Consider the following 22,798-nt stretch of genomic DNA (forward strand, 5'->3'; position numbering starts at 1 on the left):
AACGGCCGAAAGCCCCTGCCCGACGGGCCTCTCCGTGCAAGGTGATTAACGAAACCTTATCACCGTGGTGCTACCAGAACGCGACTCACCATGTGGCTGGACACGGATGATCCCTTTGCCATCGGATGGTTCGGTATCGATCGCTGGACGGTCTCCCCGGCTTAACGTCGAGGCTGTCGAAGCGGTCGTCACCTTGCCTACCTTCAAGCGGCCCGAACAGGTGCTGGAAACGCTGGTTTCGCTGCGCGCGCAGCGGACCGGCAGGCGCTTTGCCGTCATCGTCATGGAGAACGAAGCCGAGGCGCGGGAAGGCGCCAAGGCGGTGCTGCCGCTGTTCGAGCGTGGCGGGATGCCGGGCATGGTCATCATCGCGCATGAGCGCGGCAATTGCAGCGCCTACAATGCCGGCTGGCAGACGGCGATGCTGCACTTTCCGAACTTCAGGCATCTGCTGGTCATCGACGATGACGAGATCGCCGATCCGCACTGGCTGGAACGCATGTGCACGGCTGCCGAGACGCTCGGCGCCGATATTGTCGGCGGCCCGCAAGTGCCTGTCTTCGCAGACGCTGTCCATGCGAGATGGGCGGAGCATCCGGTGTTCGCGCCGCCCTACCGGGAAACCGGGCGCGTGCCGGCGCTCTATTCGTCCGGCAATCTTCTGGTCGGGCGCAACGTGCTGATCGCCATGGGGCCGCCCTTCCTCGATCTCAGATTCAACTTCATGGGCGGCGGCGATTCCGACTTTCTCAGCCGTGCGGCGCAGAAGGGCTTTGTGCTCGGCTGGTGTACCGAGGCCAAGGTTCGCGAGACCGTCCCGGCGCGGCGCGTCGAGCCCGACTGGATCCGGGCCCGCAGCCTGCGCAACGGCGTGATCTCGACGCTGGTCGAGAAGAAGAAGCGCGCCGGCACGCCGCTGGCCGGCGCCAGGGTGCTGGCGAAAAGCCTGGCGCTGCTGGCCGCCGCGCCGTTTCGTGGCCTGGTCCGGCTGGCGCGCACAGGATCGCCGGCGATCGCCATCTACCCCGTCCATGTGGCGCTCGGCCGCGTGCTGGCCGAATTCGGATATGCCAATGAGCAGTATCGCCAGCCCGAGAAAAACTGAGCGCGCCCCGCTCAGCGACGCGTTCACGCGCGACGGCGTGGCGACGGCCGTCGCCGCACTGCTGTTCACCGTCATCATGGTGTCCTTCCGCCCGTTCCAGCCGGCCGGCGCCGAGCTGACCGGCGACGGCGGCGACATCGTCAACCAGCTCGGCTTCGGCTCGCTCGGCGCCGTTTCGATCTTCTCGTTGATGGCCTTTGCCGATCCGCGCATCGTGCGCTCGCTGTTCAGCCCGTCCTGGGGGCTGATGCTGGGCTTCTTCTTCCTGTCGGTGGTGCTGGCGACCGACCCGCCCGCGGCGATGCGCGCCGCCTCCTTCACCATGATCGGCATCCTGACCATGGCAACGATCCTGGCGCTGCCGCGCGATGCCGAATCCTTCTCGAAAATCATCATCTTCACCGCCGTGGTGGTGATGGGCCTTTCCTATGTCGGCCTGATCGTCTTTCCGCATGAGGCGCTGCACACAGCCGACTCCCAGGAGCCCGAACACGCCGGCCTATGGCGCGGCGTGTTCACCCACAAGAACATCGCCGGTCCGATCATGGCCTGCTTCAGTTTTGCCGGCCTTTACCTCTACCGGCGCGGCCAACGCTGGTGGGGCGCAGGCATATTCTGCGCGGCGATGATCTTCATGCTGCACACCGGCTCCAAGACCACCGCCGGCCTGGTACCGTTCTCGATCCTGATTGTCGTGCTGCCGAGCCTGATGGGCATGCGGCTCGGCACGCCGATCCTGTTCGCGCTGGCGATCATCGCCACGGCGGTCGGCACGCTGGGCATCGTCTTCCTGCCGCCGGTGAAACATCTGGCGGCGATCTATTTTCCCGACATGACCTATACCGGCCGCACCACGTTGTGGGAGTTCGCCGGCTCGATGCTGGCGAAGAAGCCATGGACCGGCTACGGCTATGAAAGCTTCTGGGGCACGCCGCTGCTGCTCAACCAGGACCAGCCTTTCGATAGGCCGTGGGACATCCGGACCATCGTGCATGGCCATGACGGCTATCTCGACATCGCCGTGCTGATGGGCATCCCCGCCCTTTGCGTGGCGGTCTACACTTTCCTGATCGCGCCGCTGCGCGACTACATGCGCATTCCGCTGCGCAGGGAAAACATCTATCTCGGCGACTTCTTCATGATGGTGGTGCTGTTCACCGCGCTCAACGCTTTCCTAGAAAGCTTCTTCTTCCATCGCGGCGACCCGGTCTGGCTGTTCTTCGTGCTCGGCGTGCTTGGCCTGAGGCAAGTGTCGCTGCGGCCGTTCGCGGTGCGTGGCTCGCGTCCCGCCTGACGGGGCTTCCCCCCTGAAGCGTGAGCGTCTATGTCAAAGCCTTCCTTCGGAGGGCTTTCGATGACGAACAGGCTTGTTCTCGCCGGCTGCGGCAATATGGGCTACGCCATGCTTTCGGGCTGGCTGAAATCCGGCAAGCTCGCGCCCTCGGCGGTTTTCGTTATCGAGCCCAATGCGGAGCTGCGCCAGCGCGCTGCAACGCTTGGCTGCGCCACATCAGCGGACGCCGGTGAGATTCCAGCCGATGCGGTGCCCGATCTCGTCGTCATCGCGGTAAAACCCCAGGTGATCCGCGACGTGACCGCCGCCTACAAGCGTTTCGGCGATGGCCGCACCACCTTTGTCAGCATCGCCGCCGGCACGCCGGTCGCCACCTTCGAAGACATCCTCGGCAACCGCGCGCCTGTTGTGCGCTGCATGCCCAACACGCCCGCCTCCATCGGCAAAGGCATGATGGTGGTGTTTTCCAACCCGCTGGTCTCGGATGATACCAAGCGCTTTGTCGCCGACCTGCTGTCGGCCAGCGGCGAAGTGGCCACCATCGACGACGAAGGCCTGATGGATGCGGTGACCGCCGTGTCGGGATCCGGGCCGGCCTATATCTTCCACTTCATCGAAGCGCTGACCGTGGCCGCCGAGAAGGCGGGGCTGCCTAGCGCAACCGCCAGGCTGCTCGCGATGCAGACCGTCTATGGCGCTGCTTCGCTTGCCGCCGAAAGCCAGGAGGAACCCGGCGTGCTGCGCCAGCAGGTGACCAGCCCCAACGGCACGACGGCTGCGGCGCTTGCCGTGCTGATGGGCGAAGACCGGTTGACCAATTTGCTGACGCAGGCAGTCGAGGCGGCTCGGCTGCGGTCGATCGAGTTGGGAAAGTAAAACTCAGTTCGCCCCGTACAGCATCTCGTCCTGCAGCCGGCGCAAGGCGAACAGTCTCGTCGTCTGGTCGGGCGCGGCATTGTCGGCGGTGAGCAATTCGCCCTTCCGGACCGGTTTCAGCACCTTGCCGCCCTCGAGCAGGCCGACCGGCACGGCGTGCTGGGCGCGGGCTTCGCCGACGGTCATCGTCCAGGAGCGATAGCAGGTCTCACCGATCGCATCGAAGGTCTCGCCGGCAGCCAGGTCCCGCTTGGCGACCGCGCAGACCTCGGCGACGGGCCTTGGCAGCGGCACCATGTCGGGCTTGCCGAAAAGCACGATGCGGGCAGCGGTGAGCGGCACTTCCAGCGAGGTCAGATGATAGGGCCGGAACAGGCTGTAATAGGGACCGTGGCCGATATGCAGATCGTCCATGCGCTCGATGATGCGCGGATGCGTGGCCTCGACGATGACGAAGACACCGGGCGCCACACCCTTGCCGGTGGTATAGTCGACGACGCCTTTTTTCAACAACAGCCCGCCATCCTCGCGTGGGATCAGCACCTTGACGAGATCGTCGCGGTGGGCCTTCGGGCCATGCATGCCGGGCACATCGGGCACCAGCCCGGTGGCGTTGGCGATGGCGCACATCTCGACCATGGTTTTCGAACCGTCGACGAACTCGACCAGCATGCGCGGGTTCATGTTGCGGCGGATCGCCTCCTCGCGATAGTCGTCGGGCATGGCGTCGTGGTTGAGCGGGTTGTTCTTGCCCTTGCCGGCCGAGACGATGGTCAGGCCGAGCGCGGACGCGAATTCGATCAGTTCCATGCAACTCGACGGCTCGTCGCCGGCGCCGACCGAATAGACGACGCCAAGCCGGTCGGCCTGCTGCTTGAGATAGCAGCCGATGGTGACGTCGGCCTCGACATTCATCATCACCAGATGCTTGCCATGCTCCATCGCCATCAGGTCGAAGTCGGCGGCGACGCCCGGTTTTCCCGTGGCGTCGATGACGACGTCGATCAGCGGATTGGTGACCAGCATCTCATTCGAAGTGACGGCGATCTTTCCCGCCTCGATGGCCGCGGTGACTTTCGATGCCGCGTCCGCCTCGACCGCCATCGCCTCGTCGCCATAGGCGATGCGGATGGCGTCACGCGCGGTGTGCGGGCGTCGGGTAGAGACCGCGCAGACGGAAATGCCCGGCATCAGCATGCCTTGCGTGACGAGGTCAGTGCCCATCTCGCCCGAACCGATAACACCGATGCGCACCGGACGACCCTCAGCGGCTCGGCTGGCGAGATCGCGGGCAAGCCCGGTCAAGGCGACATTGGTCATGCGTGAGATATCCATGGTTCTTGGTTTTGGATGCGGCAATAGCAGGGAACCACCCGCTTTTGCCAACGAAACCGTTCAAACCTGGCTCAAACCACCCGGACGTAGCTCGTCATGCCCGATTTCTGGTGCTCGATGATGTGGCAATGCAGCAGCCAGTCACCGGGATTGTCGGCGACGAAGCCGAGCTGAACCTTTTCGTTGGGCTGGATAAGATAGGTGTCGGAAATCAGCGGCTGCACCGGACGTGTCGAGGACGACAGCACCTTGAAGCCCATACCGTGCAGATGCATCGGATGCGATTGCGGCGTCAGGTTCTCCATGTCGATGACATAGCTCTTGCCGAGCTTCAATTCGGCCAGTGGCGCGGTCGGATCGGATGTATCGCCTGGCCACGGCACCTTGTTGATGGCCCAGAAACTGTAGCCTAGCGAACCGCAGATGCCATCGCTCGGGACGTTTTCCGCCGTAGCGCTGAGAGCCAGCGAAATGTGCTGGGCGGCGCTGAGGTCCACTTCCGCCACCGGATTGACCTCCAGCGGCGCAACATCGCGAACATCCCGTTTGAGCGAGCTGCCCGTCGCCCGCACGGTCGCCAGGATCTTGGGCTTGGTGCCCCTGACATCCCGCAGGCTCACCACCGCGCCTTCCTGGTCTGGCATGCGGATGGCAAGTTCCATGCGCTGCCCCGGCCCAAGCAGCAAGGCATCGGGTGAAAAGCGCTCAGGCACCGGATTGCCGTCAAGCGCCATCACGATCGCCTCGGCACCGTCGACGCGAAAGGCATAGATGCGGGTGACATCGGTGATGGCGACGCGCAGCCGCACCAGACCTCCGGCCGGCGCGTCGTATTGCGGCTGGTCGAGCCAGTTGGCGGTGCGCACCGTGCCGTAAGTGCCGGTTTTCGCGGCATCGCGCGGCCGGAACTGGTCGATGAACTGGCCGTCGTCGCCAAGACGCCAGTCGCGCAGATTGAGGACGAATTCGGCTTCGAATTTCGGATCATTCGGGTTTTCGACAACGATCACGCCGGTCAGGCCGTGGCCCATCTGCTCCAGCGTGTTGCAATGCGGGTGATACCAGAAGGTGCCGGCGTCGGGCGGCGTGAAGGCGTAGTCGAAATGGTCGCCGGTGTAGACATAGGGCTGCACCAGGAAGGGCACGCCATCCATCTTGTTGGGCAGGCGAATGCCGTGCCAATGGATGGTCGTGGGATCATCGATGGCGTTGACCAGGCGCGCCGCGAAGGGTTCGCCCTTCTTCATCCTCAGCACCGGCGGCATTCCGGCATTGCCATAGGTCAGCACATTGTTGGTCGGACCGATATCCATCAGCCTGGCCTGGATTTTGGCCGTCTGCAGCACCACCGGCTCCGGGCTGGCCACGGCCAGGCTGCCAAGCCTGCCGATAGACGAAAGCCCCACTCCGGTTGCGCCCGCGACGGCGGCCGTTTTCAAGAGCCCACGGCGTGTCCATCCGGTCATTCAGCGCTCCAACTGCAAAGCCTGGGATTTGTCGTCGCCTTGGATCACAGGCGAGCCGCCAGTGCAAATGCCGATATTGGCACACCGCGTCCCGCCAATGCCATGGCGACGGGATGGCATTCGCTCGGGAGTGCTCGCCCCCTTATTTGAAGCTGGCGATGGGCAGGAATTTCACCGCGGAGCCGGTGAAGCGGCGGTGATCGGACGTCTGTCCTCGTGGCTCGAATCCGTCGAGATAGACCTGCTCCGGCGCCGTGCGGATGAAATTGGCCGCAATGACGGGCGCCGCTGCCGTGCCGGCTCCGCCAACAATGCCGCGACCTGTCCCCACGGGCACAATTACGGCGGTGGCTTCGGGATCGAGACGTGGCTGGACACGATCGGCCTTGGGGCTGGTCCTGACGCGATCCTCGGGTTTTGGTGCCGGCACGGCAAGCTGCTGAGCGGTCGATCCATCAAGGACGGTATCGCGGTGATGCATGGCCAGCAAGGCAGCGACAGCATCGGCGGATTTGGCTGCTTTCGACGGATGCGCCGGGCTCGTCTGGCTTTGCGGCCGCCATATCGGCAACGGGATGTTGAGCGCCACCACATCCGGCGCGACGCTGGCGCCAGCGGCATCCGTCTTGCCCAAGGGCCTTTCGGCATTGGCCACAACCGGCTTGGCCGCGGAGAGTTCGGCCTGCGACGTGGACGCGCTGGCCATCGCGACCGGCGCGGTTTGCGGGGTTGGAATGCTCGCCGTTGCGGCGGCGCGCGGAGCGAAGGCGGGCAACGGCACCGCACTGGGCGCCATCGCCATGACGATCGCTTCGGGTGTCTTGCTGTTTTGCTCAGCGAACGGTTCTTCGGCGGCGGAAGCCATCTTCGCCCGTTGGGCTGCCTCCGGCGGCACGATGGCGATGCCCTGCCCGGCGTTCTTGGGTTCAACGGACTTGGCCGGTTTGCGTGGCGAGGGCGCTGCTTCCGCGACGTCCTCGGACTCGTCGGCGCCGCGCCCGCCCAGAAGCGTCGCCAGCAGACCACGCGACTTGCGCTGGCCGCCGTCGGCGCTTGCCAGCTCGATGTTGGGCGTGCCGGCGGCCTTGCGCGATTTGTAGGCGGCAAGCGCCTGGTCATAGCCCGGCAGCGGCTTGCCGTCGCTCGGCACATGCAGCGTGTTGCCGTTCGGGAAGACCCTGGCGAGTTCCTGGCGGCTGATGCCCGGCCAATGCCGCACATTGCCGACGTCCATGTGAATGAAAGGCGAGCCGGAGGTCGGATAATAACCAACACCACCGCCCTGCATCTTGAGGCCGATGTCGCGCAGCTTCTTCAGCGGCACGTCTGGCAGGAAGAAGTCCATGGCCCGGCCGACCATGTGCTGGCTTTCCCGCGCCACGCCCTTCGAGCGGCTGCGCAGCATGGCGTTGGTCGCCGGCGAGCGATAGGCGCTGACGACATGGATATAGGCGCTCGAGCCGCTGGCGCGATAAGCCTGCCAGACGAGGTCGAGCAGGCGCGGATCCATCCTGGTCGGCTCGTTGCGGCGCCAGTCGCGCAGCATGAAATTGATCTTCTTCAAACCTGCCTGATCATAGCGTCCGTTGCGCTTGAAGACGACCTCCGCCTTCTCGCCCGTATGGAGATGCTGGATCTTCAAGGCACGCGTCCCAGCGAACGCACTGGTGACGCACAGGCAAAGGAACGCGACGACAATGGCCGGCAACCATGTCCAACGATGGGAGGCGCCGGGCGCGTTCTGTTCGCTTTCAATCACAGGCATGCCTTGCACATTGTTCTTGTTTCGGGCGATTTGACGTCGTCGCCGGAGCCGGAGCCTTCTTTTCGAACCCTGGACACGCAGGTTTCACCAGGCAGGCGGGCATCCGTCCTGCGTCCGGTCGATGAACAGCATCTTGGTTAACGAATCGTGTTCGCGCGGAATGGGCGTTCCCGACAGCGGCGCGCTGCCTGGAGTGAATTCAGCCGATCGCTTCAGCGGAACAGATATTTCGAGACTTCCGGATTGCCGCGCCGCCACATCACATTGTCCAGGAAGTAGTGGTGCACGTTGATGAATATCCAGGCGATGAAGAGGAAGAGCGACGAGCCGAACACCGCCTTGTCGTAGGGAACCAGGTCGGTCAACGCCATCGGCACCAGCCAGAAACCGAGCGCTCCAAGAACCGCGCCGGCCATGATGAAGGCAAGCACCCGCAGCCTGTACTGCGGTCCGAGAATGGAGAAGACCTTCAACTGCGGCTTCTCGCCGGCATCCGCGCGGTCGCGCTCGACATTGGTCTGGTAGCGCCAGACCACGGCCAGGTACTGCAACGAATGCATCGCCGGCACCACGAGCAACCAGAGCGGGTTCAGCGTCACGAACAGGATCCAGGCATAGAGGGACACGACATAGGCGACGACGCCGTTATAGGGCAGCGCGCCACCATGTTTGCGCCAGCGGTTGATGAACATCACGGTGGTCGCCGCCGACGAAGCGGCAGCGATCGCCATGGCGACGGTGATGAGCCATGGCGGCACCGCGAAGGTGTAATAGTCCAGGCCCCAGAACTGCCTTTGGGTGATCACCACATTCGTCTGAAGCCAGGCGAACAGCCAGACGGCGTAGCCGTTGAACAGCAACACCTTCTTGTCCTGATCGCTGAAGAATTTGCGCTTCAGCACGGCATCCACCATCAGCATGCCGTAGCCCTGCTTGACATAGTGCCAGCCGACGAAAAAGCCCATGGCGTTGGTCGCATTGCCGAGCAACCGGGCGTTGCTCGTCAGCGAGCCATAGGCAAAGAAGGCAAACATGGCCAGCGGGACGACAATGCCGGCCAGAATATAGCGGATCTGAAGGCTCCGGCTGTAGCCGTCGCCACGCATCTTGCGCGCGAAATTGCGGTAGAAGATCTGGTACGAATGACCGAAATGCGGCTGGTTTATGAGGTGCGAGAGCAAGAACATCGTCAGCGTCACGGTGGCTTCGTACCGCAGCGGCAGGAAATACAGGACCGGCAGGATGACAAGCGCGCTTCCGCCAAGCATGAAGAAGTCGATGAACGGGCCAAAGAGATATTTTTGCGGAGCGGCCGCGACTGAGGCCGGGGTATCTGCCGAAAGGTGAAGTGCCATGGTGCCTTCTCCCCCTGTGGTCGTTTATCTAGCCGTCGACGTGCTTGCTCGGCAAGGTGTCGGCGCAGCTATCATCTGGAGCGGTCTATCACTAGCCGGGTGGAGGCACTTCCGCACGACGGAAACGCGGCAGAAGCATTGGGACACGCCGGGCATATTCATCATATTCGGGGAATGTCTGTCGAAGAATGCATTCCTCGTTCCTGGCACGGCGATACTCCAGAAGAAATTGCACCGCGCCTAACGCCACCATCAGCACTGAACAATTCGAAAGGATCATTCCGAGAATGAATGTCGCCTCGCAGATGTAAAGCGAATGGCGAACAATGGAATATGGACCAGAGGCAACCAGTTGCCGGGCTGTAGCCATAATGGAGAAAGAGCGGTCGAGCCAGTAGAGGCAAGAAACAGAACTGACCATACCGATGAAAATCAAGCCGAGCGCCACCATTTGCACGGTCGCGTTTTCCAATGCCGGGGTCAGATACATTGCGACGACGATCATGAACGTTCCGGCCACCGAGGTGACCCTTGGTTCGATTCCCTGCGCGGTTCCTTTTGGCGGGAGGCGGCCGACCGTCAGGAAAACCTGCAGGGCGGATAACACGGTCGCCAAGACCTGAGCACATGCTCGCCCTGCAGACACAACAAAAGATATTCCGCAAGGGCATCGGCACCGATGTGATCTAGGTGGTCGTCAATGGTGCGTTCCTCAAGATCTGCATTATCCTGATGGCGGCAGCGGCAATGGGTGTCTCGGCGTCTTTGGTACCTGAGAAGGTAACGATGACAGTGAGCGGTCAGGCGACATGGCTCCAGGTCATAGAGATCATCATCCTGGCCGATCTCGGCGTTTACGCCTCCGGGGGGCGATCAGCTTCGGCCCATAGAAATTGGGCGTTGCGGTAAGTTGGTACCCTGAATGGCCGAGCCGGTACGATACGCGACCGATCTCACAACAAAGATGGAAACTCCCGCGACGGCTGCCCCAGCAATCAGGTCGACCATGTGATGTCCACCTTCCGGCATCGTGCTGACGATCATGGTGATTTCCAAGAGCACCACCGGCCAAAAGACAACCCGGAAGTATCGCATCGAATACGCGATCAGAACGCCAAGGCTCGTGTGGAAAGACGGGAATGTGACGAGCGGTTGGGCCTCACTCAAAAGCAGTGCGAACGGTTCGCCGGATCGCAACTTCAGCAAAGTCTCGTGATGCCACATCCCGGCATGAGCGGTGAAATTGCTGAACGTGGCGGCCGATGGCTTGAAGAATGCATAGGCGCCAGCAGCCGGGACCATCGCCACAACGACGCCAACGATCGTCAAACAGACCGCGCTGACGACGTAGTATTCAAGCAGTCGATCCAGCCGATGCATGGACGCGTGAACCACCGCGACAATGATCATCTGCAAACCGATCGAATGATACGCCGCGACAAGTACAGCACTGGCAGTCGGGCTGCGATTGGTCAATTCCAAGAAGGCAAGCCAGTCGAAACCGAGCGTTCTGTCAAGAGCCGCCAGGTTTCCATCAAGCAATGGCCTGTTGTTGGCTGAAGCGAGGCAAATGAAGACCCCGACAGCAAGCCCGAACGGTATCGCAAGAGCACACAAATGCAGCAATGTCTGTCCTGTTCCGACCAAAGTTCGGATCAATTGAGCAGGACGAGACTCGTCGCCCCGGATGCGGTGGGCGACTAGGGCGACAATTCCATATAAAACAACGACAAGACCCGTTACCTTCGCGACGATCCAGCTGTTTGAAGGATCAAGATAGACGCTCGAATAAGGCAGCCAAACGCATACGGCTGCTGCAACAAGTGCTGTCAAACCCAATGATAAAAAAACTAACCGCCGAACTTCCCCCATTTCAATAATAAACCATGTCGTCGGCGCTCCGGCAAGAAGACGGGTTTCGGACGGTTAATTTGCACCATTACGCCCTCGCTAGGTGCCGGGAGAACGCTGCAACATCAATGGCGGGCGCCAATCGCCTCAGCGGGGTGGTGCCTGCATCGTTTTTGGAGACGGGGGCGCATTTCGCCACCTCCAAGATAACGACAAGAATGGAATTAGCATGGGGGTCCTTCGACTGTACGCATCGTATTCGGAGAACGCCGCTCGCAAGACCTTCTCCTCGTTGACCAGCCGTCGATATTGGAACGCGAGAGCGGTCGCGCCGATCGCGATCGTCATCCATGTTGGATTACGCAGGATAACGCCGAGCAGTACGATTGCTTCGCAGGCATAGAGCGGGTGCCGCACAATCTGGTAGGGGCCCGCCGTAACGAGCCGTCTGGCCTGCGCAGTGATGCTAAACGATCTGCCGAGCCACCACAGGCACCAGATGCAAAGTGCAAAACCCGCGATGGTAACGAGGTCCGCAACGACCTGAAGCTGTGGAGGCGTCTGTAGGCGAGGGACAGCAATCAGAGTTACAGTGGCAAAGCACCCGATCAATGCAGAAACCCGGGGTTCAATTCCCCGCGCCGTTTTCAGCGGCGGCAGACGCGTCACTGTCGTCGCAACAATAAGCACGAGGAAACCAAGAGCGGCAACGTCTGCAATGCCGTCTATAATCCGCGGAATTGTCCATTCTGCGTAGCGAAGAGCTCTGACCAGAGTTCCGGCCTTCAAGGTCGCGCAGATCGTGAAGTAGAGTATCATCGTTGCGCGCCCGATGAAATCACGCATCTCTTGTGACGGTGGTTTCACTGGCTTTTCCCTTCGGGATTAGTGGGTAGGCGAGTTGTTCGACGTAAGTCGGTGGGACGGGGTCGTCGACGCCGTAGCGCTCCGGCACTGTATTGCCAGGTAGGTACATCGTTCCAAATAGCACGTCGATAAATGAAAGCTGACCCGCGAAGTTCTTGTCGTATGCAGCGCGTTCCTGAGCATGGTGCCAGTGATGAAACTGGGGTGACGCGATCAACCACCGAAGTGGACCGATGTTCAGCTTAATGTTGGCATGCAACAACAGACCGTGAGCGTGAAAAATCAACACGAACAAGGCGATTGCCGGGCTACTGAAACCCAACAAATATACAGGCACGAGTGACGCGGCCTTCGACAGAGCCAAGTCAACCGGATGGTTCCGGTGCGCCGCCAGCCAGTCAAGTTCTTCAATGCTGTGATGGATCGCATGAAAGCGCCACAAAAACGGGACGGCATGAAAGGTCCGGTGTGCCGCGTAAAAGCCAATGTCCGCGATGACGATGATCTCTGCCACCTGGAGCCAAATCGGCTGTGATGATACGGCGTTCCCTACAAATAGCGGCACAAGATTTCCGACGGCGCTCATCACCAAAGTAAGAATCGCGGCCAATCCGATCGTTGCCGGAATGCTGTTGAACAACGCATAAAGCAAATCGTTGAAGGACGCCTTCCGCAATATCTTTTGGCCTGGCCTGAGGGCGAACAGATACTCTAACGGAACGAAGATCAGAACCGCGATCAAAAGCGCTTTAAGATTGAAATAAATCATACGACGCCCCGCCAAGAACGTACAATCCAATCATTTCGCCGACTTTAGAGCAAGCTAATGGTTTCCGAAAGGTTAATACCGGCGCGGTTATCACATCGATAGAGAGCCGGGGACCATAAAGCCGTATCCGACCTGCAAGGCGATCATGCAGATCGACGCGAGCGAGATCGGCACGCCAAACGGCACAACGCCCTTACGATCAAGATGCTGAACGTAAAGGCGGAAGGCGCTTTGGGGCAACATGAACGGGTTTTTCACGATCAACGCCGTGGCGAGGGCGAAAACCAGCAGCAGCAGGGAAAACGCAACGAGATCGGTGCCGCCGATCAGGAGCGGCGTGACCGCCATCAGCTTGACATCGCCGGCCCCGACCCTGCGCAAGGCCCAGAACGGGAATAGCGCGAGAAACAGCACTAGGCCGGCTATCGCGCTCAGGCCCATGTCCCACCACGATTCGGTCTGAACTGATACAAGCTGCAGCGATCCAAGCCCGAGGCACAAAAGCAACAGCACGTCGCGGTTAGATATTTTCTGCGTGGTGAAGTCGAGCCAGGCGATCCTCGCCAGCAGCGGGATGGCGATCGCCTTCAGCAGCAGCGACGCGGCAAGCAACATGTAGGCGCTCTAACGCTCGATATTCTGCACGCTGGAGGCCAGGAGCTTCAGATTGTTGGCCACGGTCGGATCCTTGGGTGCCAGTTCATAGGCCTTGAGGAAACTAGTGCGTGCGTCCTGCAGCTTGCCGCGCAGCAGGTAGGAATAACCGACATTGTTGTAGTATTCGGCTGAAGCGCCAACCAGCTTGAAGGCCTTGCTATAGGCCCGGTCGGCAAGGTCGAAGCGGTGGATGCGATCGCACGAAGCGGCCAACCCCATCCAGGCGCCGCCATCATTCGGGGCCAGTTGCGTCGCCTTGAAGAACAAGGCACCAGCATTGCCATAATTTTCGGCGCGAAACTGGTTCGTGGCTTCGGCGACAGCCTGGTCCGAAGCATAATATTCGACGTTGCTGACTGTCTTCAGTCCGTCGAAGGCATCGCCAAAGGCCGTCACGTCGCCTTTCGACGGCTCATTGGTGCGCACGACACCATCGCTGGTGTCCGCACCATTCGTTTGGCAACCGGCGAGCGCCATCAACAGACTGGCTGCGGCTACGACTGCGAGGCGCATTGGCCTTGTCATTTTGTCTCCCAAGAGTCCCCCGACTCCGTTTTAGAACCAAAGCATATGCGCAATTAGAAGAAAATGCCTTTCATGCGGATGACCACCGGTAACATGATCACCATCATCACGACAGGGAAGATGCATAGGCCCAATGGAATCATCATCTTGACCGGCAAAGCGTTGGCGCGCTCCTCAGCACGGAGGATCCGTTGCGTGCGCATCTCGTCACTATAAACACGCAGGGCTTCCGTCAGGCTGGTCCCTAGTTCTTCTGATTGCCGAAACAAAACCGCCAAGGCCCGGGCCTCCTCGAGGCCGATGCGGTCGGCAAGCTCACGCAGCGCTTCACGCAGCGGTTTGCCGGCTCGCAGCTGCAGATTCATGATCGAAAGCTGGATACCGAGCCATTTATGGGTGCCGGCCAGTTCAGCGCCGACGCGCTCAACCGCCGCCTCCAAGCTCATGCCGGCGTCGGCGCAGGTGATCATCATATCCATGAAGTCCGGAAAGGCGCGACGATAAATCTGCTTTTGTCCATTCTCGAATCGGTCGAGCGCGATGCTAGGAATGACGATGCAGCCAAGACCTAATAGCGCCGAACCGGCAAAGGCCATGACGCCTGGCAATTGATGAGGCAATACGCGAGAAAGAAGCGCGTACGTCACCAAGAATCCGACACACACGGCGGCAAGGCGAGAAAATGTGTAAATCATCGGGGCGCTAGATTGATAGAATCCGGCCCGGAACAACTTGGCTTCAAGCGCGTTTGGCTCGCCGCGTTCCTTCTCCACGGCGCGAAAATAGGCATCGACAGGCCGCTGCGCTGAAATCTTAGTCAGTTCCTGCCGCGCGCCGAGCGATCGCCGATTGCTGATACCCTCGGATAAAAGGCTTTGCGCAACCATTCTTCTGGTTTGGAGAGCCGGCATCAAAACCAACGCGGCCACCATGAAAAGTGCAGCCGCTGCCAGAAAGACCGCAAGCGAGAGCAGAAGGGCCGAGTTTCCAATATTGGTCAGCAAGTCCGCTCCCTCAGAAATCGAAATTGACCATCCGGTACATGATAAAGTCCCCCAGCAGCGCCCAGAGACCGAAGATCAGAAACACCGGAAAAATCAGTGGGCTTCCCCATACATCTCCGTAATAGCTCGGGGCGAGACCCGCGAGGATGCCGAGCATCAGAACCGGAAACAAGGAAATGATCCAAGCAGACATGCGTCCCTCGGCGGAAAGGGCCTTTATCTTCATCCGGAGCGTCCGCCGCCCGCGCAACACGGAGGCGAGATTCGACAAGATTTCCGTCAGGTTACCACCGGTTTTTGCCTGGATTGAGAGAGCCACCGACAGAAGGTGAAGCCCCTCGAAGCCGACCCTTTCCGAAAGCTTTCGCACCGCTTGCTCTAAGCTCAGGCCGAAGGTTATTTCGTCTGACACGATGCCGAATTCGGTCCCGAGCGGGTCGGGCATCTCGCGCGCAACCAGAGCAATGGCCACGGTGGTTGGATGGCCGGCACGCAGCGACCGAACAATCATATCGAGCGCGTCCGGAAGCTGGGACGCGAATTTCTGGATTCGCTTATTCCGGGCACGTCGCAGAACGAGAAGTGGCAAGGCGAACCCGATAAATAGGAAAGCTATGGTCACGACCACAACTGAGAAGCCCATAAGCAATAACAGCAACAATGCCAACACCAAGCCAGCGAGCAGGAACATCGACGCAAATGCGAGCGGATTACCAGTGATGCCTGATTGCGTGTAAAGCCGATTCAGCGCAACCGCGCCGAAAAGGTAGTCGCCCGATGCGGTCAGGCCGCGTTCCTGCAACAGTCCTTGCAAACTCTGTTCCGCCGGCGATTCCTCTCCCAGTCGCTCCAGACGCCGATTGATTGCGCCTGCACGCGCCCGCCGCCCCGCAAAGGACAGATAGAAGGACTCCGCGGCGAGAATAACGGATGCGGCCGCCAGCACATAGATGAAGTAGAGGAGGGTCTGACCGGTGGGCATCAGAGTGGGACCTGCGGATTGAACGCATCTTTTGCGAAATGGTACCCCATCGCCGCGGCTTCAGTGGCAAAACGCGGCCGTACACCGGTGGCGCGAAATTCACCGACAATCGCTCCATCGGCGCGGACATCGCGGCGAACGAAGTGATAGATTTCCTGCAGCTGGACAACGTTGCCTTCCATGCCGGTCAGTTCCGATATGGAAGTGACGCGCCTGCCGCCATCCGAGAGCCGTTGTGTCTGTACGATGATGTCGATGGCCGATGCGATTTGCGCGCGAATGGAATCGTTGGTCATCGGCATGCCGGCCATGCCGACCATCTGCTCCAGCCGCGAGATCGCATCGCGCGGCGTGTTGGCGTGGATGGTGGTCATCGAGCCTTCATGGCCGGTGTTCATCGCCTGCAGCATGTCGAAAGCCTCCTCGCCGCGAACCTCGCCGACAATGATGCGGTCCGGCCGCATGCGCAGCGCATTCTTGAGCAATTCGCGTTGGCGCACCTCGCCCTTGCCCTCGACATTGGGCGGACGCGTCTCCAGCCGGCCGACATGCGGCTGCTGCAACTGCAATTCGGCCGCATCCTCGATAGTGATCAGACGTTCCCTGGCCGGGATGTAGCTCGACAACGCGTTGAGCAAGGTCGTCTTGCCGCTGCCGGTGCCGCCGGAAACCAGGATCGACTTGCGCGACTGTACCGCGATGCGCAGCAGATCGACCATCGGCTGTCGGATCGAGTTGAACGCCATCAGACGTTCGAGAGAATAAGGGTTCTTGGAAAATTTACGGATGGAGACCAGCGGGCCGTCCACTGAGATCGGCCGCACCGCGATGTTAACGCGTGAGCCGTCTGCCAGCCGGGCATCGACCATCGGCGCCGATTCATCGACGCGTCGGCCGATAGCCGAGACGATCTTGTTGATGACGCGCAGGAGATGGGCCTCGTCGCGGAAGCGAATCGCGGTTTCCTCGATCACGCCATATCGCTCGATGAAGACACGCTTGTGGGTGTTGATCAGAATGTCGGCAATAGAATCGTCCTTGAGCAACGGCTCGATCGGCCCCAAACCCAGCATTTCGTCGGCGGTGTCACTGGTCAGCTGGTCGAGTTCGCGTGCGTTCAGCGGAAGGTTGCGACCGCGCACGAATTCGCGGACGATGGGACGGATTTCGTTCAGGATCTCATCCTTCGACGCAGTTTCGAGCGACGCGAGATTGAACCGGTCAATGAGATGTCGATGCAGATCGACTTTCAGCGCCAGAAACTCGTCGCCATGCGGTTCGAGATCGGCAACGAGCGGGGCGCCGCCCGCAACTTGGAGGACCGCTATCGACTCCTGCTTTGGCTCGATCCGCGCCTCGCCACCCTTTATGAACCGCCCCAGCATAATCCCTTATACCCCTCCAGCGCATATTAGCGGAAACTAAACGTTAACCAAGCGACGCACAAGCGCCGAGGCGCCTCACATGCGGCCAATACTTTCAACATAGTTAACAAGCGGCGCCAGAAAATATCGTTTTTGTTTCCGGCCTTCCGCACCGTCAAACATGATTGGCGCACTAGGCTTTGGAGCGCCCACGCCCCTTGCGTGCTCCAACATCGGCGTCCGCTCCATAATAGGCTATAACCCCTTAGATATAAAGGAATATGCCATATAGATAAAGTAGCGATCCCTTAATTAGCGAGAAGGCACAATTGTGAACGAATGGTTAAGGACGCTTGAAAAATTAAACGAATCAAGCTCTTGCTGAAATTTAAGGCCGCGCTTAAATCGAAAGTTCATGTATTGGGAGGTTAAGGAACCGTTAATCTGGTTTGACTCCGCAATTTCTCGGGACCTAGGATCGGGATGACGGGGGATGCTTGGGTATGGGGTTCATCCTTGGCTCTGTCTCGTCGGGTTCAACCTCCAAAGGGAGAAATTGACATGAAGAAGCTCATGACGATGACCCGGCAGTTCCGCGACGACGAAAACGGCGCTGCTATGGTCGAGTACACAATCCTGCTCGGCATCATCACCATTGCTGTGATCGCATCGATCATAACTGTCGGCGCATGGGTCGGCGCCCGGTGGGTGACGCTGGCGACGACGCTGCCGTGATCTGACTCTAGACGGTCTTATCGGCGCCGAGGACATCTTCGGCGTCGATTATTGGGTAAGCATTAAACTTGAAGAAGACGGGGGATGCTTGGGTATGGATTTCATCCTCGGCTCGTCTCGTCGGGTTCGACTCCAAACGGAGAAATTGGCATGAAAAAGCTCATGACGATGACCCGGCAGTTCCGCGATGACGAAAACGGCGCTGCTATGGTCGAGTATACAATCCTGCTCGGCATCATCACCATTGCTGTGATCGCATCGATCATAACCGTCGGCGCATGGGTGGGCACCCAGTGGGTATCGCTGGCGGCAACGTTGCCGTGATATCTTGAAACTGTTGTCAACGCCGGGGAAGTTACCCGGCGTTGATGAACCAAAGCAAACGCGGGCGGGGCAACAAAATGCGCGCAAATACTGTCATAATGGTCGTTCTCGCCGGCGTGTTCGGCGTGCTGGCGGTGGTGCTTGCCAATATCTGGCTGGCCAATCAGCGCAGCGCAATGGCACGAACAGGAGATGTAGAGCGCGATACCGTCGTCGTGGCGGCAGTGGCGCTGAAGTTTGGCGACACACTGTCAGCGGACAAGCTTCGTGAAGTCGAATGGCCGTCTGGCGCGGTTCCGGCCGGCGCTTATAAGACGACAGAAGAGCTTCTGACTAAGGACGTTCCTGTTGGTGGGGGGCCCAAACAGGCTTTGCAGGCGATCGGCGTCAACGAACCGGTTCTCGCAAGCAAAATCACCGGCCCGGGCCAGCGCGCCACGCTTTCGGCGGTGCTCGGCGAAGGCATGAAGGCCGTGTCCATACGCGTCAACGACGTGCTTGGTGTTGCAGGTTTCGTCTTCCCGGGAGACAGGGTCGATGTGTTGTTGACGCGCACCGTGCGTGACAGTGACGGCACGGACCAGAGTTTTGTCGACGTGCTGCTGCAGGGCATGAAGGTGCTTGCCGTCGACCAGGTGGCCGACGAAAGCAAGGACAGCCCGACGGTCGTCAAATCGGTCACGCTCGAGGCCAGCACCAAGGACGCGCAGAAGCTGACCCTGGCGGCAGGCGCCGGCCAATTGTCGCTGGCGCTTCGCCAGGCCGCCGCCAGCAAGGGCGAAACGACGGAGCGGGTGACGCTTTCCGACCTGACCGGCGAAATGCCGGCCGACGTCGCCAAAAAGCAAGCCGAACTCGCCAAGCAGGCTGCGGCCGATGCTGCTGCCGCGGCCGATCGTCAGCGCGCGGAAGATGCGCAGAAGCGCGCCGACGAGAAGATCGCAGGATTGGCACAGGCCGTGGAGCGAGTGGGTAGCAAGCTCGACGAGTTGGGCAAGGTCAAGCCGGCTCCGGCGGTGGCCTCCGCCCCGGAAGTGCGGGAAGTCGTCAAATATGTCACACCCGAGCCGCCGTCGCGTGCCACCGTGGGCGTTTTTCGAGGGGTGAAGCTCGAGACGTATGACGTGCCGCGACAGCCATGATATAAAGGTGCAGCCAAAAAAATGAGGCTGCAATCGGGGAGACGGGGATGCAGGGGTTTTGGGTGAGGATGGCTGCGGTCGCGCTGTCCTGTTTCGCGACACTACCAACGTGGAGTCTCGTGGCCGATGCCGCAGACCGATTCATCGATGTGTCGAACCCCAGCGTTCATCGCGTTTTCCTGCCGATGTCGCAGTCGGTGACGATCGCGGTGAACGCCACCCTTGGCGATATCGTTGTCGGTGACGAAAAAATCGCCGACGCGCAGCCGATGACCGACCGCACGCTCTATGTCATCGGCAAGGGTGCCGGTACCACCACGGTCAATCTGTTCTCACCTGAAAAGCGCTCGCTCGGCGTCATCCAGATCGAGGTCGGCGTCGACGTCAGCGACATGGCACAGGCGATCCGCCAGGTAGCGCCAAGGTCGCGCATCGAAGTCGCCTCGGTCAATGGCAGGGTCAGGCTTGGCGGTCATGTCAAGGACGGCGTCACGATGGCGGCCATCCTGGAAGTGGCCAAGCAATACGGTCCCGACGACATCATCAATTCCGTCACGATCGACGACAGCCAGCAAGTCAATCTCGAAGTGCGCATTCTCGAAGCCAAGCGCAACGCTGGCCGAGATCTCGGCGTGTCGATCAGGAGCACAAACAGCCGAGGTACGACTCAAGTCGGAACCGGGATTGCCGCCGTCGACAAGGACAATGTGGTGCTCGGCACCGGCGGTTTTCTCAGCGACCTCCTGTCCACCTCGACTCCCTTCGGCGCGCTGCTCACCCGCGTCATCGACAACAATATCAAGGTCGATCTGTACATCGAGGCGCTCGAGGCCAAGGGCGCGGTGCGCACGCTTGCCAATCCCAATCTCACCACGCTCTCCGGCGAGCAGGCAAGCTTCAACGCCGGTGGTGAAGTTCCTATCCGAACTCTCGACAAGAACGGCGAGATCAGCATCGTCTACAAGCAATTCGGCGTCAATCTTCTGTTCACGCCGGTCGTACTCGACGACGGCAAGATCCATATGAACCTGGCGCCGGAAGTCAGCGACCTGAACGGCTTCACCACCGCCGGCGACCCGATTTTCACCAACCGCAAACTGTCCACCGTCGTCGAATTGCGCGACGGCCAGAGCTTCGCGGTCGGCGGACTCCTGTCCAGCAGGACCACCAAGCTGCAGAACCAGGTGCCATGGCTCGGTCAGGTGCCGGTAATCGGAACGCTGTTCCGCAATTCGAGCAACCAGAAAGAAGAGACGGAACTGGTCGTCATCGTCACGCCGCACATCGTGCGGCCGGTGAAGCCCGGCGAACAACTGGCAACGCCTTTCGACAAGACGCGGCCCGCCAACGACCCGGAATTCTTCGTGCTTGGCCAGCTCGAAGTGAACAAGGACATGATCCGCAAATATGAAACGGGCGACGGCGTCACCGGCCCCTATGGCCACATGCTGAACTTCAAATCGAAGGACAAGATGCTCTATGTCAAGAAATAGCGCCTTGATCCTCGTCCTGAGCACCGGCCTGCTGACTGGCTGTGCCGCGGACTATCTGAATCACTACGATTCAGTGACCTTGGCCGCGGGCGACTCGCAGAGGCACAATTCGCTTCTGCAGACGGTCGATCCGTTCAATCCAGCCTCCAGGAACACACATATAGAGGGTGACGGCCAGCGCGCCGCCGCTGTCGCTCAGAACTACAAATTTCCGCCACCACCTCCGCCGCCGGCGCCCATCACGGTCAATGTCGGCGGGGCGGGGTCGGCGGTGACGACGAACACAACGCCGTAAACTGAACAGAAGGATGCGGTTTCAGTGCGCCAGGCCAAACGAGGGAACCTGGCGTCAGGGGAGCAAAGAGTAAGGCCATGCTGCGGACCATTCGCGCGTTCTGGCACGATCAAAGGGGAATAGCGCTGATCCTCGTCAGCGTCACGCTGCCGGCGCTTATCGGCTTTTCCCTGTTGGCCATCGACATGAGCCGGGTCAACAATTTGCACAATGATTTGCAGAAGGCGGCGGACGCCTTTGCATTGGCTGGCGCGGCGGAACTGGACGGCAGCACAGGTGCCTGGGGGCGGGCCGAGCGCGCCATGGCGACACTGGTCAACAACGAAAGCAATTTCTCGACGTCTGGCCGATTTACCCTCATATCGGGGCAACCGGGTGGCACGCAGAGATGCAATAGCGCCGGCAACATTTCATGGTGTTTTTTAAAGGCCATACCGGCGTCCGACAGCACCCAGATAACGGCCGCGAACCAGGCTACCTATTACGCAAGCACGGACCCTGCGACGGGCGAGCTCGAGACGCACTTCGTTCAGGTCACGGTCACGCCAACCGGCTTCAGCGCGATCTTTCCTGCGTCGTTCCTGACTGGGAATGCCGCCAACAACTCGTTCAACGTCGGGGCTGTTGCTGTCGCCGGCTTCAGGTCGAGCGTCTGCGACTACACCCCGGTGTTCATGTGTAACCCATATGAGATGGTGAATGGCCATAACACGGCAGGAGACATCACTCTCGAACAAGCGGCCAACACACAGCAATATCGCCGTCGCCAAATCCTCTTACGGAATGATGGGTCCTATCAGCCAGGCAACTTCGCATTTCTTGCCTCGCCGGACGGCAACGGAGCGAATGCCCTGGAAGCGTCCCTTGCCAATGTGAAACCGTCCGGATGCTACGCGCAGGATGGCGTCGATACCAAACCCGGACAGAACGCCGGACCCGTGCAAGATGGACTGAACGCCCGCTTCGGCATCAGCAAGAGTTACATCGGAACGACTGACGGGCCGGCTGCCAACGTCCGGATGGGGCTGAAGAGCATCAGTTGCAACAACGCCAAGACTACATTCGAGACCGACCCTACCAAGGGTGTCGGGCTTGAGCGCGACTCCTGCCAGATCGCCGGCAACTGCACCATGATGGGCGGTCGCATGGGCACGGGCGATTGGAATGCAAGTCGCTACTGGACCGTCAATCATCCGACACGCGGGGCTTTGCCTTCGGCGCTTGTAGGGGCCACCCGCTACGAAATGTATCGTTACGAGCTTAACCCCGACGGGAACCCAGCCACCAACGACAGCATCGTTGGCGACCCCGCCGTGAGCGGCGAAACCGGCACGCCGTCGTGCAGCCAGACGCCCGTAACGACGGTCGATCGGCGGATCCTGTATGGCGCCATTATCGACTGCAACGCCATTGGCGGGTTCAATGGCCGTGCAGACAATGTGCCGGTTCACGCCTTCGGCAGTTTCTTCATTACTGAACCGATCAAGGACGGCAAGGATATCTATGTCGAACTCGTCGACATCACAGGCAAGGGCGGCCGTGGCACGCTCGACAATTTCCTGCGCGATGAAGCGCAGCTCTATCGGTGATGGCC

Annotated in this window: 22 protein-coding genes; 9 read left to right on the forward strand and 13 right to left on the reverse strand. The window is 60.4% G+C overall.

Going from position 1 to position 22,798, the window contains the following annotated elements:
* The first annotated feature begins 106 nt into the window (after nt 1-106).
* From AB4Z43_RS26620 to proC, 3 genes are read left to right on the forward strand one after another with little or no spacing between them, the layout of a single operon-like run.
* On the forward strand, nt 107-1,105 hold the full coding sequence (locus AB4Z43_RS26620; RefSeq protein WP_441939590.1) for a glycosyltransferase family 2 protein: 999 nt from the start codon (nt 107-109) through the stop codon (nt 1,103-1,105).
* Nucleotides 1,074-2,399 (forward strand): O-antigen ligase family protein, encoded by a 1,326-nt coding sequence (locus AB4Z43_RS26625; protein WP_441939591.1) that lies wholly within the window; start codon nt 1,074-1,076, stop codon nt 2,397-2,399. The genes AB4Z43_RS26620 and AB4Z43_RS26625 overlap by 32 nt, the downstream gene beginning before the upstream one ends.
* Nucleotides 2,400-2,459: 60 nt before the next feature.
* Nucleotides 2,460-3,275, forward strand: a complete 816-nt coding sequence (proC, locus tag AB4Z43_RS26630; protein WP_010914096.1) for a pyrroline-5-carboxylate reductase — start codon at nt 2,460-2,462, stop codon at nt 3,273-3,275.
* A gap of 3 nt (nt 3,276-3,278) precedes the next feature.
* On the opposite strand, the gene AB4Z43_RS26635 is transcribed toward proC, so the two are convergent.
* The 13 genes from AB4Z43_RS26635 to AB4Z43_RS26695 all read right to left on the reverse strand — a co-directional run bounded on the left by AB4Z43_RS26635 (nt 3,279) and on the right by AB4Z43_RS26695 (nt 17,236).
* A complete protein-coding gene (locus AB4Z43_RS26635) occupies nt 3,279-4,595 on the reverse strand; it encodes an NAD(P)H-dependent oxidoreductase (protein ID WP_441939593.1) in 1,317 nt (438 codons plus the stop codon).
* 86 nt (nt 4,596-4,681) lie between these two features.
* Nucleotides 4,682-6,076, reverse strand: coding sequence for a multicopper oxidase family protein (locus tag AB4Z43_RS26640; protein ID WP_441939595.1), 1,395 nt, complete (start codon nt 6,074-6,076; stop codon nt 4,682-4,684).
* A 142-nt stretch (nt 6,077-6,218) separates the two neighbouring features.
* Nucleotides 6,219-7,841 carry a DUF882 domain-containing protein gene (locus tag AB4Z43_RS26645; protein WP_441939597.1) on the reverse strand — a complete coding sequence of 541 codons (1,623 nt, stop codon included), beginning with the start codon at nt 7,839-7,841 and terminating at the stop codon, nt 6,219-6,221.
* Nucleotides 7,842-8,053: 212 nt separating this feature from the next.
* On the reverse strand, nt 8,054-9,196 hold the full coding sequence (locus AB4Z43_RS26650; protein ID WP_441939599.1) for a hypothetical protein: 1,143 nt from the start codon (nt 9,194-9,196) through the stop codon (nt 8,054-8,056).
* 91 nt (nt 9,197-9,287) lie between these two features.
* Nucleotides 9,288-9,701 carry a methyltransferase family protein gene (locus AB4Z43_RS26655; protein ID WP_441939601.1) on the reverse strand — a complete coding sequence of 138 codons (414 nt, stop codon included), beginning with the start codon at nt 9,699-9,701 and terminating at the stop codon, nt 9,288-9,290.
* Nucleotides 9,702-10,069: 368 nt separating this feature from the next.
* Nucleotides 10,070-11,035, reverse strand: a complete 966-nt coding sequence (locus tag AB4Z43_RS26660) for a phosphatase PAP2 family protein (protein ID WP_441939603.1) — start codon at nt 11,033-11,035, stop codon at nt 10,070-10,072.
* 159 nt (nt 11,036-11,194) lie between these two features.
* Nucleotides 11,195-11,914 (reverse strand): methyltransferase family protein, encoded by a 720-nt coding sequence (locus AB4Z43_RS26665; RefSeq protein ID WP_441939605.1) that lies wholly within the window; start codon nt 11,912-11,914, stop codon nt 11,195-11,197.
* Entirely contained in the window at nt 11,886-12,683 is a 798-nt protein-coding gene (locus tag AB4Z43_RS26670; RefSeq protein WP_441939607.1) for a sterol desaturase family protein, read from the reverse strand. The genes AB4Z43_RS26665 and AB4Z43_RS26670 overlap by 29 nt, the downstream gene beginning before the upstream one ends.
* Nucleotides 12,684-12,773: 90 nt before the next feature.
* On the reverse strand, nt 12,774-13,298 hold the full coding sequence (locus AB4Z43_RS26675; RefSeq protein ID WP_441939609.1) for a prepilin peptidase: 525 nt from the start codon (nt 13,296-13,298) through the stop codon (nt 12,774-12,776).
* A 9-nt stretch (nt 13,299-13,307) separates the two neighbouring features.
* Nucleotides 13,308-13,865, reverse strand: coding sequence for a tetratricopeptide repeat protein (locus tag AB4Z43_RS26680; protein WP_441939610.1), 558 nt, complete (start codon nt 13,863-13,865; stop codon nt 13,308-13,310).
* A gap of 53 nt (nt 13,866-13,918) precedes the next feature.
* Nucleotides 13,919-14,797, reverse strand: a complete 879-nt coding sequence (locus AB4Z43_RS26685) for a type II secretion system F family protein (RefSeq protein ID WP_441939670.1) — start codon at nt 14,795-14,797, stop codon at nt 13,919-13,921.
* A gap of 82 nt (nt 14,798-14,879) precedes the next feature.
* Entirely contained in the window at nt 14,880-15,851 is a 972-nt protein-coding gene (locus tag AB4Z43_RS26690) for a type II secretion system F family protein (protein ID WP_441939612.1), read from the reverse strand.
* Nucleotides 15,851-17,236, reverse strand: coding sequence for a CpaF family protein (locus AB4Z43_RS26695; RefSeq protein ID WP_441939614.1), 1,386 nt, complete (start codon nt 17,234-17,236; stop codon nt 15,851-15,853). The genes AB4Z43_RS26690 and AB4Z43_RS26695 overlap by 1 nt, the downstream gene beginning before the upstream one ends.
* Before the next feature lie 540 nt (nt 17,237-17,776).
* Here AB4Z43_RS26695 and AB4Z43_RS26700 point away from each other — a divergent pair.
* The 6 genes from AB4Z43_RS26700 (at nt 17,777) to AB4Z43_RS26725 (ending at nt 22,793) form a co-directional block, all read left to right on the forward strand.
* Nucleotides 17,777-17,950, forward strand: coding sequence for a Flp family type IVb pilin (locus AB4Z43_RS26700; RefSeq protein ID WP_441939615.1), 174 nt, complete (start codon nt 17,777-17,779; stop codon nt 17,948-17,950).
* 150 nt (nt 17,951-18,100) lie between these two features.
* Nucleotides 18,101-18,274 (forward strand): Flp family type IVb pilin, encoded by a 174-nt coding sequence (locus AB4Z43_RS26705; RefSeq protein WP_441939617.1) that lies wholly within the window; start codon nt 18,101-18,103, stop codon nt 18,272-18,274.
* 77 nt (nt 18,275-18,351) lie between these two features.
* Nucleotides 18,352-19,416 (forward strand): Flp pilus assembly protein CpaB, encoded by a 1,065-nt coding sequence (cpaB, locus tag AB4Z43_RS26710; RefSeq protein WP_441939618.1) that lies wholly within the window; start codon nt 18,352-18,354, stop codon nt 19,414-19,416.
* Between the two features lie 47 nt (nt 19,417-19,463).
* A complete protein-coding gene (locus AB4Z43_RS26715; RefSeq protein ID WP_441939620.1) occupies nt 19,464-20,909 on the forward strand; it encodes a type II and III secretion system protein family protein in 1,446 nt (481 codons plus the stop codon).
* A gap of 4 nt (nt 20,910-20,913) precedes the next feature.
* Nucleotides 20,914-21,204: a hypothetical protein gene (locus AB4Z43_RS26720; RefSeq protein ID WP_441939622.1), complete on the forward strand. Its 291-nt coding sequence runs from the start codon at nt 20,914-20,916 to the stop codon at nt 21,202-21,204.
* Between the two features lie 77 nt (nt 21,205-21,281).
* On the forward strand, nt 21,282-22,793 hold the full coding sequence (locus AB4Z43_RS26725) for a TadE/TadG family type IV pilus assembly protein (protein WP_441939624.1): 1,512 nt from the start codon (nt 21,282-21,284) through the stop codon (nt 22,791-22,793).
* Nucleotides 22,794-22,798: the final 5 nt, after the last annotated feature.

The sequence above is a fragment of the Mesorhizobium sp. 2RAF45 genome, assembly GCF_052115225.1.
Taxonomy (GTDB): Bacteria; Pseudomonadota; Alphaproteobacteria; order Rhizobiales; family Rhizobiaceae; genus Mesorhizobium; species Mesorhizobium jarvisii.

Coding starts and splice junctions, on each gene's coding strand:
- AB4Z43_RS26625 (WP_441939591.1), top strand. CDS start 1,074: ATGAGCAGTATCGCCAGCCCGAGAAAAACTGAGCGCGCCCCGCTCAGC.
- AB4Z43_RS26640 (WP_441939595.1), bottom strand. CDS start 6,076: ATGACCGGATGGACACGCCGTGGGCTCTTGAAAACGGCCGCCGTCGCG.
- AB4Z43_RS26685 (WP_441939670.1), bottom strand. CDS start 14,797: ATGGTGGCCGCGTTGGTTTTGATGCCGGCTCTCCAAACCAGAAGAATG.
- AB4Z43_RS26690 (WP_441939612.1), bottom strand. CDS start 15,851: ATGCCCACCGGTCAGACCCTCCTCTACTTCATCTATGTGCTGGCGGCC.
- AB4Z43_RS26715 (WP_441939620.1), top strand. CDS start 19,464: ATGCAGGGGTTTTGGGTGAGGATGGCTGCGGTCGCGCTGTCCTGTTTC.
- AB4Z43_RS26650 (WP_441939599.1), bottom strand. CDS start 9,196: ATGGCACTTCACCTTTCGGCAGATACCCCGGCCTCAGTCGCGGCCGCT.
- AB4Z43_RS26670 (WP_441939607.1), bottom strand. CDS start 12,683: ATGATTTATTTCAATCTTAAAGCGCTTTTGATCGCGGTTCTGATCTTC.
- proC (WP_010914096.1), top strand. CDS start 2,460: ATGACGAACAGGCTTGTTCTCGCCGGCTGCGGCAATATGGGCTACGCC.
- AB4Z43_RS26725 (WP_441939624.1), top strand. CDS start 21,282: ATGCTGCGGACCATTCGCGCGTTCTGGCACGATCAAAGGGGAATAGCG.
- AB4Z43_RS26695 (WP_441939614.1), bottom strand. CDS start 17,236: ATGCTGGGGCGGTTCATAAAGGGTGGCGAGGCGCGGATCGAGCCAAAG.
- AB4Z43_RS26675 (WP_441939609.1), bottom strand. CDS start 13,298: ATGTTGCTTGCCGCGTCGCTGCTGCTGAAGGCGATCGCCATCCCGCTG.
- AB4Z43_RS26700 (WP_441939615.1), top strand. CDS start 17,777: ATGAAGAAGCTCATGACGATGACCCGGCAGTTCCGCGACGACGAAAAC.
- AB4Z43_RS26680 (WP_441939610.1), bottom strand. CDS start 13,865: ATGACAAGGCCAATGCGCCTCGCAGTCGTAGCCGCAGCCAGTCTGTTG.
- AB4Z43_RS26635 (WP_441939593.1), bottom strand. CDS start 4,595: ATGACCAATGTCGCCTTGACCGGGCTTGCCCGCGATCTCGCCAGCCGA.
- AB4Z43_RS26705 (WP_441939617.1), top strand. CDS start 18,101: ATGAAAAAGCTCATGACGATGACCCGGCAGTTCCGCGATGACGAAAAC.
- AB4Z43_RS26620 (WP_441939590.1), top strand. CDS start 107: ATGATCCCTTTGCCATCGGATGGTTCGGTATCGATCGCTGGACGGTCT.
- AB4Z43_RS26655 (WP_441939601.1), bottom strand. CDS start 9,701: ATGATCGTCGTCGCAATGTATCTGACCCCGGCATTGGAAAACGCGACC.
- AB4Z43_RS26645 (WP_441939597.1), bottom strand. CDS start 7,841: ATGCCTGTGATTGAAAGCGAACAGAACGCGCCCGGCGCCTCCCATCGT.
- cpaB (WP_441939618.1), top strand. CDS start 18,352: ATGCGCGCAAATACTGTCATAATGGTCGTTCTCGCCGGCGTGTTCGGC.